The 17,462-nt window shown below is 63.9% G+C and carries 17 protein-coding genes; 12 read left to right on the forward strand and 5 right to left on the reverse strand.

The window, feature by feature from the left end; all coding sequences use genetic code 11:
- Window positions 1–30 precede the first annotated feature (30 nt).
- From DQ230_RS07750 to DQ230_RS07770, 5 genes are all read left to right on the forward strand, one after another.
- A complete protein-coding gene (locus DQ230_RS07750; RefSeq protein ID WP_113912010.1) occupies window positions 31–510 on the forward strand; it encodes a UPF0262 family protein in 480 nt (159 codons plus the stop codon).
- A 4-nt stretch (window positions 511–514) separates the two neighbouring features.
- Window positions 515–979 carry an arsenate-mycothiol transferase ArsC gene (locus DQ230_RS07755; RefSeq protein ID WP_113912011.1) on the forward strand — a complete coding sequence of 155 codons (465 nt, stop codon included), beginning with the start codon at window positions 515–517 and terminating at the stop codon, window positions 977–979.
- Window positions 976–1,368, forward strand: coding sequence for a ketosteroid isomerase-related protein (locus tag DQ230_RS07760; RefSeq protein WP_113912012.1), 393 nt, complete (start codon window positions 976–978; stop codon window positions 1,366–1,368). Before DQ230_RS07755 ends, DQ230_RS07760 begins: the two co-directional genes overlap by 4 nt.
- Window positions 1,368–2,006: a GNAT family N-acetyltransferase gene (locus DQ230_RS07765; protein WP_113912013.1), complete on the forward strand. Its 639-nt coding sequence runs from the start codon at window positions 1,368–1,370 to the stop codon at window positions 2,004–2,006. The genes DQ230_RS07760 and DQ230_RS07765 overlap by 1 nt, the downstream gene beginning before the upstream one ends.
- Before the next feature lie 288 nt (window positions 2,007–2,294).
- Entirely contained in the window at window positions 2,295–3,359 is a 1,065-nt protein-coding gene (locus tag DQ230_RS07770) for a Hint domain-containing protein (RefSeq protein ID WP_113912014.1), read from the forward strand.
- Between the two features lie 94 nt (window positions 3,360–3,453).
- Here the strand turns inward: DQ230_RS07770 and DQ230_RS07775 are convergent, their stop codons facing one another.
- Entirely contained in the window at window positions 3,454–4,083 is a 630-nt protein-coding gene (locus DQ230_RS07775; protein ID WP_113912015.1) for a ribonuclease T2 family protein, read from the reverse strand.
- Window positions 4,084–4,231: 148 nt separating this feature from the next.
- On the opposite strand from DQ230_RS07775, the gene DQ230_RS07780 reads away from it, so the two are divergent.
- From DQ230_RS07780 to DQ230_RS07790, 3 genes are all read left to right on the forward strand, one after another.
- Window positions 4,232–4,981, forward strand: coding sequence for a DUF1013 domain-containing protein (locus DQ230_RS07780; RefSeq protein ID WP_113912016.1), 750 nt, complete (start codon window positions 4,232–4,234; stop codon window positions 4,979–4,981).
- 255 nt (window positions 4,982–5,236) lie between these two features.
- Complete coding sequence (locus DQ230_RS07785; protein ID WP_113912017.1) at window positions 5,237–6,427, forward strand: type III PLP-dependent enzyme; 1,191 nt, start codon at window positions 5,237–5,239, stop codon at window positions 6,425–6,427.
- Window positions 6,428–6,511: 84 nt separating this feature from the next.
- Window positions 6,512–7,336 carry a carbon-nitrogen hydrolase family protein gene (locus DQ230_RS07790; protein WP_113912018.1) on the forward strand — a complete coding sequence of 275 codons (825 nt, stop codon included), beginning with the start codon at window positions 6,512–6,514 and terminating at the stop codon, window positions 7,334–7,336.
- An 89-nt stretch (window positions 7,337–7,425) separates the two neighbouring features.
- Here DQ230_RS07790 and DQ230_RS07795 read toward each other — a convergent pair whose 3' ends face one another.
- Window positions 7,426–9,315 (reverse strand): propionyl-CoA synthetase, encoded by a 1,890-nt coding sequence (locus DQ230_RS07795; RefSeq protein WP_113912019.1) that lies wholly within the window; start codon window positions 9,313–9,315, stop codon window positions 7,426–7,428.
- Between the two features lie 226 nt (window positions 9,316–9,541).
- On the opposite strand from DQ230_RS07795, the gene DQ230_RS07800 reads away from it, so the two are divergent.
- Window positions 9,542–9,730 carry a hypothetical protein gene (locus DQ230_RS07800; protein WP_113912020.1) on the forward strand — a complete coding sequence of 63 codons (189 nt, stop codon included), beginning with the start codon at window positions 9,542–9,544 and terminating at the stop codon, window positions 9,728–9,730.
- A gap of 43 nt (window positions 9,731–9,773) precedes the next feature.
- Here the strand turns inward: DQ230_RS07800 and DQ230_RS07805 are convergent, their stop codons facing one another.
- Window positions 9,774–12,050, reverse strand: a complete 2,277-nt coding sequence (locus DQ230_RS07805) for an NADP-dependent malic enzyme (protein ID WP_113912021.1) — start codon at window positions 12,048–12,050, stop codon at window positions 9,774–9,776.
- Window positions 12,051–12,234: 184 nt separating this feature from the next.
- Here DQ230_RS07805 and upp point away from each other — a divergent pair, with 184 nt between their 5' ends.
- Together upp and DQ230_RS07815 are read left to right on the forward strand one after the other, a co-directional pair.
- Window positions 12,235–12,867: a uracil phosphoribosyltransferase gene (gene upp / locus DQ230_RS07810; RefSeq protein WP_113912022.1), complete on the forward strand. Its 633-nt coding sequence runs from the start codon at window positions 12,235–12,237 to the stop codon at window positions 12,865–12,867.
- 78 nt (window positions 12,868–12,945) lie between these two features.
- Window positions 12,946–14,415 (forward strand): SPOR domain-containing protein, encoded by a 1,470-nt coding sequence (locus DQ230_RS07815; RefSeq protein WP_113912023.1) that lies wholly within the window; start codon window positions 12,946–12,948, stop codon window positions 14,413–14,415.
- A gap of 81 nt (window positions 14,416–14,496) precedes the next feature.
- Here the strand turns inward: DQ230_RS07815 and DQ230_RS07820 are convergent, their stop codons facing one another.
- Window positions 14,497–15,525: a hypothetical protein gene (locus tag DQ230_RS07820; RefSeq protein WP_113912024.1), complete on the reverse strand. Its 1,029-nt coding sequence runs from the start codon at window positions 15,523–15,525 to the stop codon at window positions 14,497–14,499.
- Between the two features lie 180 nt (window positions 15,526–15,705).
- On the opposite strand from DQ230_RS07820, the gene DQ230_RS07825 reads away from it, so the two are divergent.
- On the forward strand, window positions 15,706–16,725 hold the full coding sequence (locus tag DQ230_RS07825) for a type I glyceraldehyde-3-phosphate dehydrogenase (protein WP_113912025.1): 1,020 nt from the start codon (window positions 15,706–15,708) through the stop codon (window positions 16,723–16,725).
- Here DQ230_RS07825 and DQ230_RS07830 read toward each other — a convergent pair.
- Window positions 16,709–17,392 (reverse strand): fused DSP-PTPase phosphatase/NAD kinase-like protein, encoded by a 684-nt coding sequence (locus DQ230_RS07830; RefSeq protein ID WP_113912026.1) that lies wholly within the window; start codon window positions 17,390–17,392, stop codon window positions 16,709–16,711. The two genes, DQ230_RS07825 and DQ230_RS07830, sit on opposite strands and share 17 nt — an antisense overlap.
- Window positions 17,393–17,462 lie beyond the last annotated feature (70 nt).

The following is a 17,462-nucleotide window of genomic DNA, read 5'->3' on the forward strand; positions in this document are numbered from 1 at the left end:
AATGCAATACGACCTGCGAAAGACGCCCCCATGAGCCATATCAGCCATATCGAACTGGACGACGCAAACCTGCCCGCGCCCACCCCCGAGATCGAGCAGGAGCGCAAAGTCGCCATGTTCGACCTGATGGAGCAAAACACCTTCACCCTGCCGCCCCGCGAGGGGCGCGCGGTGCCGGGCGGCCCCTATCGCGTGGGCCTGTCGATCCGCGACAAACGGCTGGTCTTCACCGTCACCACCGAAGCAGCAGACCCGGCGGCCGAATTCCACCTATCGCTCAGCCCGTTCCGGCAGGTAGTCAAGGATTACTGGGCCATCTGCGAAAGCTATTTCGACGCGGTCAAAAACATGTCGCCCAGCCAGATCGAGACGATCGACATGGCCCGCCGCGGCATTCACAACGAGGGTGCGCGCATCCTTGAGGAGCGGCTGGAAGGCAAGGCCGGCATCGACAACGACACCGCGCGCCGTCTGTTCACGCTGATCTGCGTGCTGCATTTTGGCAGCTAGGGCTATGGCGGCCCCGCTTCCTCAGTCGGTGCTGTTTTGTTGCGATTACAACGCAGTACGGTCCCCCATGGCCGAAGGGATCATGAAAAAACTCTACGGCACCGGCACTTATGTGCAGTCGGCGGGGGTGAAATCCGATCAGGACATTGACGGGTTCTCCATCGCCGTCTGCAAGGAAATCGGGGTCGAATTGTCGCGCCACCGCGTGCGCAGCTTTGACGAGATGGAACAGTGGGGCGACGATCTGGGGTCGTTCGACATGGTCGTGGCGCTCAGCCCCGCCAGCCAGCGCCGCGCGCTGGAGTTGACGCGGATCTATCATCTTGACGTGCTGTACTGGCCGATTATGGATCCTACCGGCCTGGGTGAAACCCGCGCCGCCAAAATGACCGCTTACCGCCAATCCCGCGACCAGATTCTGGCGCATATGACCGAACGCTGGGGCGACCCCCGAGGAGAGAACACATGAGCGAGACCATCAAGCATTATTTCGACGCCTTCAACATCGGCGACACCGAGGGCATGCTTGCCTGCCTGTCCGACGATATCGTCCACCACGTCAACGAGGGCGGCACACGCCGGGGCAAGGACATGTTTCGCGATTTTTGTGCCCACATGGAAGAAAGCTATCGCGAGGAACTGTCGGACATGGTGCTGTTCACGTCCGAGGACGGAACCCGCGCGGCCGCCGAATTCGTGGTCAGCGGAACGTATTTGAAGACGGATGAGGGCCTGCCCGAAGCGGACGGCCAGACCTACAAACTGCCCGCCGGTACGTTTTTCACGCTCAAGGATGGGCTGATCACCCGCATCACCACCTATTACAACCTGTCCGACTGGATCAATCAGGTGTCCTGATGACAACTGCCAAGCCCGAGCTTCGCATCCTGTCCGGCGCCGCGCTTGATGCGGCGCTGGATGACGTGGCGCAGTTGCGGATGACGGTTTTTCGCGGCTACCCATATCTATATGACGGCGATCTGGACTACGAGCGCCGCTATCTGCAAACCTACCGTGATAGCCCCGATGCGATCCTTGTCGGTGCATTTGACGGCGCACGCCTGGTCGGTGCCTCCACCGGTGCGCCGCTTGAGGATCACGCGGATGATTTTGCCGCCGCATTCGCCGATCAGAACATGGCGCTGACGGATATCTTCTACTGCGCCGAATCGGTTCTGCTGCCTGAATATCGCGGGCGCGGCGTCGGCCACGCCTTCTTTGATCAGCGGGAGGCGCACGCACGCGCTCTGGGGCGCTCAATCTCTGTGTTTTGCAGCGTTCAGCGGCCTGCGGATCATCCGATGAAACCGCCAGCCTACGCCCCACTTGATGCCTTCTGGCGCGCGCGCGGATATGCGCCACTACCCGGCGCCGTCGCCAGTTTTCGCTGGAAAGATATTGATTCGGACTGCGAGTCAGACCACCCACTTCAATTCTGGATGCGCAAGCTGACTGCTGACGGACAAAACGCAGAAACGCCCAGCCTGCGGCGATAACCGGCGCCAGCAGCAGCGCATTCCTGCCGACGCGGAATAGCGCCCGGCGAAAGACGCGCAGGATCGGAAACGCGTCTGCTAACGCCTCAAACCGCATCCACCCTCTTTCTTTAGTCATAATCCGACGCCGCAAAACGCTGCTTCACATCCTTTCCTCAGATCAAACTGTGGGATCATTACGTCTCCTGATCAGATTTTCGTCAGACAGCCCGCCCGTACCTTCCAACTCTGCGCGTTTTTTGTTATCTTCCAGTTAATAAAAAAACGACTGAGGCAGGATAAACAGGCATGGCAACGGGCTTTCGTGGCACGTTCGTCATTTCATGGTCGCAGACCGAAGTGGACGGCATCGCGCCCGACAGGGTCGAGCAGATTGCCGTTGGCGCCACGTGGCGCTGGCAGGGCAGCCCGGTACGGGTCGACGGACCGTCCGAGCTTTTGCGGCTGGAAAATACGAACGGATATGGCATCGACCGCAAAAGCGCGGCCAGAATGGTGCGCCGTCTTGTCGGTGCGGCGATTGCGGGCACCCGCTACCTGCCCAGCGTCGACGGTGACGATCACATGCCGGACAGCAGCTTTGTCGTGACCAATGGCAGGGAAACCTACACTGTCACGGTTATCTTGGTGGGCTCAGGCGCGCCGCCCTTGCTGATGTTCGTCGGTGCAATCCCGCCGCGCGATACTGAAATGTGGGTCGTCCATCATACGCTGGAGGGTGCGCATGCTGCCGCGACCGGCCCCGCGTCGGGCGGTGTCATCTGCTTCACACCGGGCACGCGGATCAAAACGCCGGACGGCGCGCGTCTGGTCGAGGATCTGCGCGAGGGCGACCGCATCCAGACCAAGGATAACGGCGCTGAGGAGATTCAATGGATCGGCAGCCGTCACATGACCGGCGCACGTCTCTTTGCGATGCCAAAACTGCGCCCGGTTCGCATCCGCGCCGGTGCGCTGGGCAGCGATTGCCCCGATGCGCAGCTGCTGGTCTCGCCCGAGCATCGGATGCTGGTCAAGGGGGATGTGGCTCGCGCGCTGTTCAACACGCCCGAAGTGCTGGTGTCGGCCAAGGATCTGATCAACTCCGGCAGTATCAATGTCGATCTCACGCTGCGCGAAGTGACCTATATCCACCTGCTTTTGCCACGCCATCAGATTGTCTGGGCCAACGGCCTCGAAACAGAAAGCTTCCATCCAGCCAGCACCGCCCCCTCCACGCTGGCCGCATCGGACCGCCGGCGCCTTCTGGCCCGCTTCCCCGCGCTGGAGCATGAGCCGCACAGCTATGGCAGCTTCGCGCGGCGCGGCCTCAGCGCGCCAGAGGCCGCTATTCTGGCGCATCAGGCTGCATAACGCGGGAATCGCCCGGATGTCCTTGCGCGCCCGCATGTTTTTTCTTGGTAAAAATACCCAAATCCACCGCTTATCCAGACGCGGCGCAGATCGGTCAGCGCACCGGGTCCAGCCGCGCATCCTTAAGGCGGCAATCGCGCATCACGTCCTGCCCGCATGGCACCGGATCCAGGTCGCGTGACAGGCAAATCCGCACCTCCTGTATCCGTCCCTGCTGGCAAGTGATGGTCACCATATCCGGCTCCAGCGCCGGATTATCCCTTAAAAACGCGGCCTCAACGACGCGGGCGGGCAGGGTGACGGGCTGAGTCAGCTGTTCAAACACATCGGGACGCCGGACCGCATCATAGGCTTTGCGCGCCAGCGCGTAATAGTCCGCCCCGCTCAAGCCGGTGCAGCGGCCGTGTTTTTTCCATTGATACCATGCCAGCCCGGCACTGCCCATGATATCGGCCATGCCTGCTGACATCGCGCGCGATGGCGGGCGTCGGGCGCTGGTGCAACAGCTGGGCCAGCCGCGATGGTATTGCGGCCAAAGCCCATGCAGCGCCCAACCCCGGTTCGCTTGCGCGCTGCATTCGGGCGCCCGGCGCGCATCGCCCGCGGTCGCGCACCATGTCGGTGTCCAGCTGAGCGCCAGCACGTAATAGTCGAACGCCCCCGCTTTTTCGCCCTCAGCGCGGGCAATTGTGGCCGTCAGCAGCAGGATCAGCAGCGCGCGCATGATTTCCGTCTTTCCATTTCGCAATTCGCGCACTATACGAAACCCCAAGTTTCCCGACAATGGCGACCCGCCCCGGACCAGATCCGGGGCCTCCTGGAGACAGGAGACAGGGAAGGCTTGCCGGAATTCACAGCTGTAGGAGAGACACATGGCGAAACCACTGATGGCCAAGGCCACCGCCGTCTGGCTGGTGGACAACACCACGCTCAGCTTCAAGCAGATCGCGGATTTTACGGAAATGCACGAACTCGAAGTGCAGGGCATTGCCGATGGCGACGTTGCTGTCGGCGTCAAAGGGTTCGATCCGGTCAGCAACAATCAGCTGGACCAGTCCGAGATTGACGCCGCCGAAAAAGACCCGATGCGCAAGCTGAAACTGAAATACAACGCCTCCGCCGAGGGCGAGGAAAAGCGTCGCGGCCCGCGATATACGCCCCTGTCCAAGCGGCAGGACCGTCCAGCGTCGATCCTGTGGCTGGTCAAATTCCATCCCGAACTGGCCGATGCGCAGATCTCGAAACTGGTCGGCACGACCAAGCCGACCATTCAGGCGATCCGCGAGCGCACGCATTGGAACATCGCCAACATCCAGCCGATTGATCCGGTCGCGCTGGGCCTGTGCAAGCAGTCCGAACTGGACGCCGCCGTGCAAAAGGCCGCCGCCAAGAAGGCCCGCGAAGGCGAAGCGATGAGCGATGATGACCGCCGCAAGCTGCTCAGCACCGAACAAAGCCTGTCCAGCGACGACGAATACAAGATCCCCACCGCGATCGAGGGGCTGGAGACATTCACGCTGGGCAATGCCGAACCGGAAGTCACCGAGAAGCAATACGATGCCGACAGCCTGTTCAATCTGCCCGAAAGCGGCGCGGATGACGAGGACGACAGCGAAAGCTGATCTGGCGCCCGGACCCAAGTCCGCGCAAGGCAATGATCCCGGCCGCGAAACCGCGTGCCGGGATTTTTTATACGCAATGTGCAAATACCGCTTGCGTGAATCGCGAATGCGTATAAACGCAAATTCAAGACGCCAACGCACGCGCCTCTGGCCGGTCAGTCCTTTCTGACTGACCCCGCGTTTATGTAGCGACGGTAACGTCTCTGACTGCCGATCCCCCCGCATCGGGCGGGGCTATCCTTTTGGAGATGACCCATGACAGCCATGTTCCCCGGCGCCCTGCGCGCCGCTTCCGTTCCCGTATGCGCATCCGGCGCCATGTCAGATCCGGCCGCCGCGTTCATCGCGTCACGCCAGTTTGACCGCCCGACGCTGGTGGTCAGCCGCGCGCGCGTCGCTGCGCAATATGACGCGCTGGTCGCGGGTCTCGGCGCCGCGCGTATTCACTACGCCGTCAAGGCCAATCCTGCGCCCGAAATCATCCGCACGCTGGTGCAGCGCGGCGCGCGCTTTGACGCGGCCAGCCGGGGCGAGATCGAGCTGTGCCTTGCCCAAGGAGCATCCGGCGCTGATATCTCCTTTGGCAACACGATCAAGAAACCTGCCGATATCGCCTATGCCCACGCCCATGGCGTGACGCTGTTCGCCGCCGATAGCGAGGCCGAGATTGACAAGCTGGCCGCACATGCACCCGGCTGCGGCGTTTACCTGCGTGTGATTGTCGAGAATTCATCGGCCGACTGGCCGCTCAGCCGCAAATTCGGCTGTGCCCGCAGCGCGCTGCCCGGTCTGATGGATTACGCCCGCGAGCGCGGCGTCGATGTGGCCGGCCTGTCCTTCCACGTCGGCAGCCAGACCCGGCGCCCCGAATTCTGGAACCCGGTTCTGGACCAGATCGCCCAGCTGTGGCACGCTGGCCGCGCCGCCGGGCACGACCTGCGCGTGCTGAACCTTGGCGGCGGTTTTCCCGCCACCTACGAGGATGACGTGATGGGCGCGCAAAGCTATGCCGCCGCCGTCATGGACGCCGTGACCGAGCGGTTTGGCGATGTGCCTTATATCATGGCCGAGCCTGGCCGGGGCCTGGTGGCCGAAGCCGGGCATATCGTGGCCGAGGTGCTGCTGGTCTCGCGCAAATCGGCGGATGATCTGCACCGCTGGGTCTATCTTGATATCGGCATGTTCTCGGGGCTGGCCGAAACCATGGGTGAGGCGATCCGCTACCGGATCGAGACGCCGCATGATGGCGGTGAGCTGGGCGCCTGCATTCTGGCCGGGCCGTCCTGCGACAGTGCCGATATCCTGTATGAGCAGCGCCCCGTCATGCTGCCGCTGGCGCTGACCGGCGGTGACCGCGTGGTGATCCGCCATTGCGGCGCCTATACCAGCAGCTATTCGTCCGTCGGTTTCAACGGCTTTCCGCCGCTGGATGTTGTGGTGATCTGACAGTTTTCCGCGCCGCCGCCTTGCATCCGGCGGCGGCGCGGGACTAGGCTGCGGGTGTCGTGATCCCCATCCGGAGCCTTGCCCATGCCGCGCCCCTTAGACATCGCCTGCCTGCAACTGCGGCCCATGCCCGATATGGACGCCGCGCTGGCCGAAGCCTTGCCACTGGCCGAAAAGGCGGTGGCGGGCGGCGCGCAGATGCTGTTCCTGCCCGAATACTGCGGCGGGCTTAAGGCCGACGGCGCGGCGGTGGCGCCGCCATCGGCACCCGAGGGCGATCATCCGTTTTTGCAACAGATGCAAGCCTTTGCGGCGCAGCATCATGTCTGGACGCATCTGGGCTCCGTCGCGGTGGACGGGCCGGAGGGGCGCATCATCAACCGGGGTTTCATGTTGGCGCCGGACGGGGCCATAGCCGGGCGTTATGACAAAATTCACCTTTTCGACATTCAGCTATCGGATGACGAAGTGTACCGCGAAAGCGACCGCGTAGATCCCGGCAACTGCGCGGTGATCCATGACACAGCGCTCGCGCGGGTGGGGCATACGATTTGCTACGATCTGCGCTTTGCCCACCTTTTCCGCAGCTTGGCGCAGGGCGGGGCCGAGATACTGGCGTGCCCGGCCGCCTTTACCGCCAAGACCGGCGCGGCGCATTGGCATGTCCTGAACCGCGCGCGCGCGATCGAGACAACGCGATTCGCGGTGTCTGCCGCCATGACCGGACCGATCCCCGGCGGCGGCGAGACATACGGTCATTCACTGATCGTCGATCCATGGGGCGAAGTGTTGGCCGATGGGGGCGAGGGGCCGGGCGTGGTCGCCGCGCGGATTGATCTGGACCGGATCGCCGAAACGGAAGGGCGCATACCCAGTCTGATGAATGACGCTGATTTCGCGCGGGTCTAAGAAAATTCGGTGAATTTTCTTGTGCCTTCGGCGAGGATATTTTCAGCAAGAAGAAGGGAGGGCGCCGCGTCAAGCGGCGCCTGATGTGTTCATTTCGGGAAGCCGATGGTTTTCAGTGCGGCGGCGATTTCGTCCAGCACGGCGGGATCGTCGATTGTCGCGGGCATTTTGTAATCCTCGCCGTCGGCGATGCTGGCCATGGTGCGGCGCAGGATCTTGCCCGAGCGGGTTTTGGGCAGGCGGTCCACGACGACGGCCAGTTTGAAGGCGGCGACGGGCCCGATTCGTTCGCGTACGAGGGCGACGCATTCGCGGGTGATTTCCTTGGCTGGGCGGTCGACGCCTTTGGTCAAACAGACAAAGCCGACGGGCACCTGGCCTTTGAGGTCATCCTTGGCGCCCAGTACCGCACATTCGGCGACGTCGGGGTGGGAGGCCAGCACCTCCTCCATCAGGCCGGTGCTGAGGCGGTGGCCGGCGACGTTGATCACGTCATCGGTGCGGGCCATGATGTAGAGGTAGCCGTCTTCGTCGATCATGCCGGCATCGCCTGTCTCGTAATAGCCGGGGAAGGTTTCGAGGTAGGATTTGCGAAACCGCGCTTCGGCATTCCACAGGCTTGGCAGCGTGCCGGGGGGCAGGGGCAGTTTGATGGCGATGGCGCCGAGTTCGCCCGCAGGTTTTGGCGTGCCGTCCTCGGCGAGGATGTGGATGTCGTATCCGGGCATCGGCACGGTGGGCGAGCCAAGTTTGACCGGAAGCGCCTCAAGACCCGCGGGATTCGCGGCGATGGCAAAGCCGGTTTCGGTCTGCCACCAGTGGTCATAGACAGGTTTGTCCAGCATGGTCTGCGCCCAGTGGATCGTGTCGGGGTCGGCCCGTTCGCCCGCCAGATAGAGCGCCTGCAGGTTTGACAGATCGTATTTCTTCAGCAGCTCGCCCTCGGGATCCTCGCGTTTGACGGCGCGGATCGCTGTAGGGGCGGTGAAGAAGCTGCGCACGTTATGTTCGGCGATGACGCGCCAGAACGTGCCGGCGTCGGGGTTGCCGACCGGTTTGCCTTCGAACACGACGGTGGTGTTGCCGTGGATCAGCGGCGCGTAGCAGATATAGCTGTGACCGACGACCCAGCCGACGTCGGAGGCGGCCCAGAACACATCGCCCGGATCGACGTTGTAGATATTTTTCATCGTCCAGTTGAGCGACACGAGGTGTCCCGCGGTGGCGCGGATCACGCCCTTGGGCGCGCCTGTGGTGCCGGAGGTGTAAAGGATATAGGCCGGGTGATTGCCCTCGACGGGGACGCATTCGGCGGGGGTCACCCCGTATTGGAAGGCGTACCAGCTGACGTCGCGGCCGGGGGTCAGTTTGGCCACCTCTTGTTCGCGCTGGAAGATGACGCAGAAATCGGGCTTGTGGGTGGCTTGTTCGATGGCGCCGTCCAGCAGGGGTTTGTAATGGACGACGCGGCTGGGCTCGATCCCGCAGGAGGCGGCGATGATCGCCTTTGGCGTGCAGTCGTCGATGCGCACCGCCAGTTCGGACGCGGAAAACCCGCCGAAGACGACCGAGTGGATCGCGCCGATGCGTGCGCAGGCCAGCATCGCCTCCAGCGCCTCGGGGACCATGGGCATGTAGATGATGACGCGGTCGCCTTTTTCGATGCCCTTGGCGCGCAGGGCGCCGGCCAGGCTACTGACGCGCGCCTGAAGATCGGCATAGGTGATGCGCTGTTTGACGCCGGTGACGGGGCTGTCATGGATGATCGCCGCCTGTGCGCCGCGTCCGGCCTCCACATGGCGGTCGACGGCATTGTAGCAGGTGTTCACGCGGGCGTCGGCAAACCATTCATACATATCGTTGCCGCGATCAAACAGCGCCTTCTTGGGCGCTTCGACCCAATCGATCGCCTCGGCCTGTTTCAGCCAATAGGCTTCGGGGTCTGATTTCCAGCTTTGATAGATATCGGCATAGCCCATGGCGCTCTCCCTCGTTGGTGTGACCTTTGTAAAGCCTGATCGGGGGAAGCGGCAAGATCACTGCGTATGATTGATACAGCATGGGCCCAGAGCGGCGGTCTTTTTTTGCGCAAATGCAACCGTTCCTGCATCTTTTGACCGATTGCCGGCGTTACCTGACCGCAGGGGCGCGGACGGTGTCCCTGACGCGCAAAGAGATGACACAAGACCTGAAAGGAATTCGACAATGCCAGAACGCGAAGATCCCGGTGCAAAGCCCGGAATGAAACCCGGTCAGCAGCCCGGATTGAAGCCGGGAATGGAACCTGGACAGCAGCCGGGGATGAAGCCGGGGCTTGAGCCGGGCCAGCAGCCCGGTCAGAGGCCGGGACAAGAGGCCGACCGGCAGCCGCCGGGCGACGCCAAGGGCGAATGAGCGGTTCGGTCCGAAGATCGGCGCACTCATGCGGCGCCGGTTTTCAACCGTAATGCGCGACGGGGGTGCCTGCGATGGCGGCCATGTTCAGCAGGCCGCGCGGGGTGATGGCCGGCGACACGATGTGCGCGCGGTTGCCCATTCCCATCAGGATCGGGCCCACCTCCAGCCCGCCGCCCTTCATCTTGAGGATGTTGCGCACACCCGACGCGGCATCGACGTTGGAGAAGATCAGCACGTTTGCCGCGCCTTCCATGCGGTTGTCGGGCAGCAGGCGTGCGCGCAGGTCTTCGTCCAGTGCGGCGTCGATGTTCATCTCGCCCTCATAGGTGAAATCGCGCGGCTTGGCGTCAAGCAGTGCAATGGCGGCGCGCAGGCGCTTGCCTGAATCCTCGCCCTGATTGCCGAAGTTGGATTGCGAGCAGAAGGCGACCTTGGGCTCGATCCCGAAGCGGCGCACATGGCGCGCGGCGCCGATGGCCGTTTCGGCCAGGTCTTCGGGCGTGGGAAAGACGCGCACGTGGGTGTCGCCGATGAACAGCGGCCCGTCCTCGAGGATCATCATGGACACGGCACCGTGTGGATGATGATTGGCATCGCCCAGCACTTGCGTGATGTATTTCAGGTGCCAGCGATACTCCCCGAAGGTGCCGCAGATCATCGAATCCGCCTCGCCGCGATGCACCATGACGGCGCCGATGGCGGTGGTATTGGTACGCATCACCGCGCGGGCCAGATCGGGGGTCACGCCGCGCCGCTTCATGATTTCGTGGTAGCTGGTCCAGTAGTCGCGATAGCGCGGATCATCCTCGGGGTTGACCAGCTGGAAATCACGACCGGGACGGATGTTCAGGCCCAGTCGCTCGCAGCGTGTTTCGATCACCGACGGGCGGCCGATCAGGATGGGCTGCTCGCTGGTTTCCTCCAGCACCGCCTGCGCGGCGCGCAGCACCCGCTCGTCCTCGCCCTCGGCAAAGACGATGCGGCGCGCGTCCTTTTTCGAGGCTTCGAAAACCGGGCGCATCAGCAGCGCGGATTTGAACACCGACGCGTCCAGCTTGGCCTTGTAGATGTTCAGATCGTCCAGCGGCCGGGTGGCCACGCCCGATTCCATCGCCGCACGGGCAACGGCGGTGGAGACGATGCCGGACAGGCGCGGATCGAACGGCTTGGGGATCAGGTAATCGGCGCCGAATGTCATCGGCTCGCCCTGATAGGCGGCGGCCGCTTCGGCCGAGGTGGTGGCGCGCGCCAGTGCGGCGATGCCATCAACGCAGGCAATCTGCATGGCGTCGTTGATCTGCGTCGCGCCCACGTCCAGCGCGCCGCGGAAAATGAACGGAAAGCACAGCACGTTGTTGACCTGATTGGGAAAATCGCTGCGGCCCGTTGCGATGATCGCGTCCGGCACAGCCTCGCGCGCGAGGTCGGGCATGATCTCGGGTGTCGGATTTGCCAACGCAAAAACGATGGGCTGCGGCGCCATGCGGCGGACGTGATCGACTGTCAGTGCGCCGGGGCCGGACAGACCCAGAAACAGATCGGCGCCGTCTATCACATCATCCAGACCGCGCAGATCGGTCTTTTGCGCAAATTCGGCCTTTTGCGGGTTCATATCCTCGGCCCGGCCCTCATAGACCAGCCCGTGTATGTCGCAGAGCCAGATATTCTCGCGCCGTGCGCCCAGTTTGACCAGCATGTTCAGGCAGGCAATGCCGGCCGCGCCGCCCCCTGTCGAGACGATCTTGATATCCTCCCACCGCCGCCCGGTGACGTGCAGCGCATTCTTTGCCGCTGCGCCCACGACAATGGCGGTGCCGTGCTGGTCATCGTGAAAGACGGGTATGTTCATCCGCTCGCGGCAGATCCTTTCAACAATAAAGCAGTCGGGTGCCTTGATATCCTCAAGGTTGATCGCGCCGAATGTCGGCTCCATCGCGCAGACGATTTCGGCCAGTTTCACCGGGTCGGGTTCGTTCAGCTCCAGATCGAAGCAGTCAATATCGGCAAATTTCTTGAACAGGACCGCCTTGCCCTCCATCACCGGTTTGGAGGCGAGGGGGCCGATATTGCCCAGGCCCAGAACGGCGGTGCCGTTGGTGACGACCCCCACCAGATTGCCGCGGCTGGTGTATCGGCTGGCATTGGCCGGATCTGCCTTGATTTCCACACATGCCTCGGCAACGCCGGGCGAATAGGCGCGGGCCAGGTCGCGGCCATTGGCCAGCGGTTTTGTCGCGCGCACTTCCAGTTTTCCCGGCTTGGGAAATTCATGGTAGTTCAGTGCCGCTAGCCGCAGTGTATCGCCTGTGTCGCTCATCTGGCAGATCCTATTCCGGTTTGGTTTAACGATGAATTAACCGCCGCGTGGTCATGTGTCCGGGGAAAACAAACTGTGCAGCGTTGCGTCCCGGTTCGCAATCGGGAATTCTGTGGGTGCGCCATTGCCGCCGGGCGCAAAATCCGGGTAGAAGATGCACGATTATTTGCCGGAAGGGTAGGCCATGCAGCAGCATCTCACGATCGTCAAACATCCGCTGGTTCAGCACAAGCTGACACTGATGCGGGAAAAGGATGCCTCGACCGCCGTTTTCCGCCAGCTTCTGCGCGAGATTTCGCAACTGCTGGCCTATGAGGTCACGCATGAGCTGCCGATGACGACGCGCCAGATCGACACGCCGATGCAGAAGATGGATGCGCCGGTGCTGGCGGGGCGCAAACTGGCGCTGATTTCGATTTTGCGCGCCGGCAATGGCCTGCTGGACGGCATGTTGGAGCTGATCCCGTCCGCGCGGGTCGGCTTTGTCGGGCTTTACCGCGACGAGGTGACGCTCCAGCCGGTGCAGTATTATTTCAAGGTGCCCGACAATCTGGACAAGCGGATGGTGATCGTCGTCGATCCGATGCTGGCCACTGGCAATTCTTCGGCGGCGGCGGTCGATCTGCTCAAACAGGCCGGCGCGACGGATATCCGGTTCCTGTGTTTGCTGGCCACGCCCGAAGGTGTCGCGCGCATGAAAGAGTCGCACCCCGATGTGCCGATTGTGACCGCGTCACTGGATAAGGGGCTGGACGAGAAGGGGTATATCCTTCCGGGGCTTGGCGATGCGGGTGATCGCATGTTCGGCACGAAATAAGGTTCATTTGCGGCAGCTTGCCTGTTTACTCGTCTTTTGAATTGAGGCAGGATAATTCCCACATATTGTGGGGGCATTATGAAATTCACACGACTTATCGCGCTGGCGGTCATTGCCGCGACCTGTGGTTTGGGTGCCGCGCAGGCGAAAACGCTGCGCGATACCGGCCAACCGGCCGAATTTCCGCCCAGTTCCTACACCGGGCGCCAGTATGTTGACAGCAAGGGCTGCGTTTTTGTCCGGGCCGGTATCGACGGCGATGTGACATGGATTCCGCGTGTTTCACGCGCCCGCAAGACGCTGTGCGGACAGCAGCCGTCGCTCGCGACGGCCCGCGCGCCGGAACCTGCTGCGGCCTCCGCGCCGCAGCCGCGACAAAGCGCAGTGGCAGCCGCGCCCGCGCCACGCGCGGCCCCTGTCCAGACCGCACGCGCGCAACCGGTGCAGGCGCAGCCAGCCCGGATACAGCCAGCCCAGACCCGAAGGGTGCAGTCGCAGCCTGTTCGCACTCAGCCCGTGCGCGCGCCGCAGGGCGCGGCCATATCCGCGCGTCCGCAGCCCGCGGCGCCGATGCGGACCGTATCCGCTCCCCGTACCGCGCCGGTGCTGTCGGTGGGGCCTGCGCCGGTGCGCCGTGCGCCGGTTCAGCAGCCGCGCGTTGCCGCATCGTCCGGCTGCGTTGGCGGTAGCGCCGTGTCGTCGCAATATATGCAGTCGCGGTCTGGCTATCCTGTACGCTGCGGCCCGCAGGCGGGTGCCCATGTAACGCGCGTTCCGGGCACCAATGCCGCGCGGGTTGCGCCGCGCCCGGCTCAGGCGCCGGCTTATACGGCGCCCGCGTATACGGCGCCGCTATATGGTGGAACGGGCTACGCCGCCGAGGCGCGGTATGTGCCCCGCACAGTTGCCGCCGCCCCGCAGGCGCGCATTGTTGATCCCTACACCACCCGCGTTGCCCCGCGCCATGTGGTCCGGTCGCAGCAGCGCACGCAGGATGTCACCATTCCCGACGGGTATAAACGCGTGTGGATGGATGACCGGCTGAGCCAGCAGCGCGCGCATCAGACCTTTGCCGGCAAGGCCGCGATGGAGCGGATGTGGACCAAGACACTGCCGCGCCGCCTGATCCTGACCGGGTCGGGACGCGAGGTGACCGCGCTTTATCCCGGCTTGATCTACCCTTATGTCAGCTATGAGGAGCAGCGCGCGGCAATGTCCGGTCAGGCCTATCGCGCACAGTCCGGCGCGGCGGTGTCCGGGTCGAAAGTGACGGTGTCAACCAAATCACGACAGCCCGCTGCCGCACCGGCAGCGCGCGCGACCAGCCATCGCTATGTGCAGGCCGGCGTTTATGCCAACCGGGCGCAGGCGCAGCAGGCGGCGCAGCGTCTGGCCGGGGCCGGATTGCCTGCCCGGCTGGGGCAGATCACCAGCGGCGGGCGCCAGTATGATATGGTGCTGAGCGGCCCCTACAGCAATCAGGCGGCGCTGAACGGCGCGCTGGCCCAAGCGCGCCGCGCCGGGTTCGGGAACGCCAAGCTGCGCTGAGACGCGCGTGACGAAAATTGCAAACGCCGGGCCGTTATCAGCCCGGCGTTTCGCGTTTGAGGCATGTTTTGTGCCGCAGCACTACCCGCCGCAAATTCCCTGTAGGCGCAGCCAGTCCGCGTCGCTCAGCACCGGGGGCGGGGCGTTTGCGGCGAAGGGATCTGCCTCGATCAATGGCAGCACAGTCTCGCCGGTGACGTCGCGGGCATAGGCGTAGGGCGTGCTGCGGATCGACCACGCGGCGAACCCGTCCAGCAGGGCCGCGTCATCGACAGGTTTCAGGGGCGCATCGGTCAGAAGGTATTCGGCATAGCTGCGCAGTGTTTCCGTACCCGGATCGCCGGTCGTCAGCAGCCTGAACGAGGCGATCAGACCCGCATGATCCAGCAGCCGGCCCAGTGGGTCATAACCGCGCGCGCGGATCCGCTCGGCCACGATGTAGCCCGCGACAACATCGGGTTCCTCGAAATCCTCGACCAGCGAGCGGTTCAGCAAAATCGTGCCGCCCGGCAACGTGGCGGTTGTGCCGACGCCGTCGCGCACCACGCGCAACGCGCCGGTGCCGCGCCGTGCGGGCAAGCGCTCGGCCAGGCGCAGCAGGGCGGCGGCGCCGGCGGGCGCGCGGCAGGGCGGGCCGGTCACGGCCTGCATCTGCGCCTCCAGCGCGGCGCCGATCTGGGCGCGCTTGACCGGTGGCACCACGCGCAGTGCGTGATCGCGCACCGCGCCCGGCAGCCAGAAAACGGCCAGCGCGGCCACGGCGACCAGCGAGCCGATCACCATCCCCAGCCGCAGCCTGCCGGGCCGCGGCCGGAGCCGCGCCACCCCTGCGCGCAGCTTTTCTATGGCGTCGATCATCTGATATTCCGCCGCGTCCAGTTCCAGCGTTTCGCCGGTGTCGCCGTCGGGGTGGTAGATGGCGGGCATCTGTCCGGGGTTGGCGCGCACCACCGCCGGGATCGACCAATGGGTCAGCGCGCGGTCGCGCATATCCGTGATGATCAGGCTGGCATTGCCCATCGACACAACGACTTCGCGGCGCTGATCGCCGGGTTCGGCGCGCCACAGGCCCTGCGCTTCGAGCCGTTGATATTCGCTGAGTGCGGTCATGTGGTCGGATCTGCCCTGACTTTTTGCCGGACACTAGCATGGGTGCAATGGCAGCGGCAATCACCCGGCGCCCGCGCTGCGCAGGAGTATTTTCAGGAAGATGAAAGCCGTGCAAGGGGGGTGGCGGGCGCAGCGCGGGCGCGCTAACGATTGGGCGTTACTGCTTTTGGAGCCTGCGTGATGTCCCAGCCGCCTGTAAAGATTGCCATCAACGGATTTGGCCGGATCGGCCGCGCCATTTTGCGGATTGTTCTGCAAGGGCGCGATGACATTGATCTGGTCCTGATCAATGAAATCGAACCGCTGGAAACCTGCGCTTATCTGTTTGAATATGACAGTGTCTATGGCACCTGGCCGGAGAAGGTCGCAACCGCGCCCGAGACGCTGATCGTCGGCGGGCGCAAGATTGCGTTTCACGCGGCGCCGGATTTGCGACAGCTGGATCTGAGCGGTGTGGATCTGGTGCTGGAATGTACCGGCATGGCCGGAAAGCGGGCCATGGCCGCCCGCGGGATCGAGGCGGGGGCGGGCGCCGTTCTGGTATCCGGGCCGGCGGCGGAGGCGGATGTGACACTTGTTCTGGGCGCGAACGAGGCGGCGCTAGCCGGGCAGGACATCATTTCTAACGCGTCCTGCACGACCAACGCGCTGGCCCCGCTGGCGCGGCTTCTGGACGAGGCGTTTGGCATTGTGTCGGGCCAGATGACGACGGTGCATTGCTACACCGGCAGCCAGCCCACGGTGGACAAGCCGCGCGGCAATCTGGAGCGCAGCCGCGCCGCCGCCCTGTCGATGGTGCCGACCACCACCAGCGCGCGCGGCCAGATGGAGCTTGTCCTGCCCGATCTGGCCGGGCGGATCGAGGCGCGCGCGATCCGTGTTCCGACGGCCAGCGTGTCCTGCATTGATCTGACGGTGCAGACAGTGCAGCCGGTCACCGCGGCATTGGTGAATGATGTGTTGCGCGAGGCGGCAGAAAGCGGCCCTTATGCGGGGGTCTTTGGCTGGACCGAGCGGCCGCTGGTGTCATCCGATCTGCGGGCGCGCCCGGAATCCATCATCATGTGCGGGCGCGAGACGTCCGTGTCAGACGGCGGTCTGTGCCGCGTCTTTGGCTGGTATGATAACGAGTGGGGATTTTCCTGCCGGATGCTGGACATGGCCGCGCGTATCGGGGCAGGGCTTAGAACCAGGGTTTGAACTTGGCCTCGAATTCGGCCTGCACGGCGAAGTTGTCATATTCGGTCTGCACCCAGTCCTCAAAGCCGATGCCGGTTTCGCGCTGGCGCGCCTCGTACAGGTCCAGGATATAATCCAGCACGCCCGTGCGCGAGCGGCGCACGTGCAGGAACCGCAGGCCCAGCATCGGGCGCGCCTCGGCCACGCTGCGCCCTTCCATCACCATCAGATAGATGGCAGAGGCAAAGCCGGCCCGGTCCGCGCCCGATTTGCAATGCATCACGAACGGTTTTTCGATGCTGCGGAAGGCGTCGATCAGCGCCTGAATATCGGAGGGCGGCGCGGCATAGCGGGCGTGCAAGGTCACATCCACCAGCGTCAGGCCCAGCTCGGCGCAGCTTTCCTTTTCGGTCAGGTAATGCGCCGCGCCGGCCGATCCGCGCAGGTTCAGAATGGATTTGATGCCCATCTGTTTGAGCTGCGCGAACCGTTTATGCGTGGGGTGGTTCGAGCGCCAGACGCCCGGCGCCACCTCGAACTGGTTGGTCCAGATGCCGCGCAGGATGGCATGGTCAAACCACAGGTTGTAGATATGCGCGCGGCGCCGGTTTTCGGGCGTGCTGAGGTCGGTGTTGTAGGACTGGCGCAGATCACGCTCCCACGCGGCGAGCTTTTTGAATGGGGACATGCGGGCCTCGGCGCTGGGGTGGGCTATGGGGCTGGAGCGTCTCACTTAGTCGCCCGCGCCGCGCATGGCA

The organism is Roseovarius dicentrarchi (genome assembly GCF_003316635.1).
GTDB classification, from domain to species: Bacteria; Pseudomonadota; Alphaproteobacteria; order Rhodobacterales; family Rhodobacteraceae; genus Roseovarius; species Roseovarius dicentrarchi.

Coding starts and splice junctions, on each gene's coding strand:
- DQ230_RS07750 (WP_113912010.1), top strand. CDS start 31: ATGAGCCATATCAGCCATATCGAACTGGACGACGCAAACCTGCCCGCG.
- DQ230_RS07755 (WP_113912011.1), top strand. CDS start 515: ATGGCGGCCCCGCTTCCTCAGTCGGTGCTGTTTTGTTGCGATTACAAC.
- DQ230_RS07760 (WP_113912012.1), top strand. CDS start 976: ATGAGCGAGACCATCAAGCATTATTTCGACGCCTTCAACATCGGCGAC.
- DQ230_RS07765 (WP_113912013.1), top strand. CDS start 1,368: ATGACAACTGCCAAGCCCGAGCTTCGCATCCTGTCCGGCGCCGCGCTT.
- DQ230_RS07770 (WP_113912014.1), top strand. CDS start 2,295: ATGGCAACGGGCTTTCGTGGCACGTTCGTCATTTCATGGTCGCAGACC.
- DQ230_RS07775 (WP_113912015.1), bottom strand. CDS start 4,083: ATGCGCGCGCTGCTGATCCTGCTGCTGACGGCCACAATTGCCCGCGCT.
- DQ230_RS07780 (WP_113912016.1), top strand. CDS start 4,232: ATGGCGAAACCACTGATGGCCAAGGCCACCGCCGTCTGGCTGGTGGAC.
- DQ230_RS07785 (WP_113912017.1), top strand. CDS start 5,237: ATGACAGCCATGTTCCCCGGCGCCCTGCGCGCCGCTTCCGTTCCCGTA.
- DQ230_RS07790 (WP_113912018.1), top strand. CDS start 6,512: ATGCCGCGCCCCTTAGACATCGCCTGCCTGCAACTGCGGCCCATGCCC.
- DQ230_RS07795 (WP_113912019.1), bottom strand. CDS start 9,315: ATGGGCTATGCCGATATCTATCAAAGCTGGAAATCAGACCCCGAAGCC.
- DQ230_RS07800 (WP_113912020.1), top strand. CDS start 9,542: ATGCCAGAACGCGAAGATCCCGGTGCAAAGCCCGGAATGAAACCCGGT.
- DQ230_RS07805 (WP_113912021.1), bottom strand. CDS start 12,050: ATGAGCGACACAGGCGATACACTGCGGCTAGCGGCACTGAACTACCAT.
- upp (WP_113912022.1), top strand. CDS start 12,235: ATGCAGCAGCATCTCACGATCGTCAAACATCCGCTGGTTCAGCACAAG.
- DQ230_RS07815 (WP_113912023.1), top strand. CDS start 12,946: ATGAAATTCACACGACTTATCGCGCTGGCGGTCATTGCCGCGACCTGT.
- DQ230_RS07820 (WP_113912024.1), bottom strand. CDS start 15,525: ATGACCGCACTCAGCGAATATCAACGGCTCGAAGCGCAGGGCCTGTGG.
- DQ230_RS07825 (WP_113912025.1), top strand. CDS start 15,706: ATGTCCCAGCCGCCTGTAAAGATTGCCATCAACGGATTTGGCCGGATC.
- DQ230_RS07830 (WP_113912026.1), bottom strand. CDS start 17,392: ATGTCCCCATTCAAAAAGCTCGCCGCGTGGGAGCGTGATCTGCGCCAG.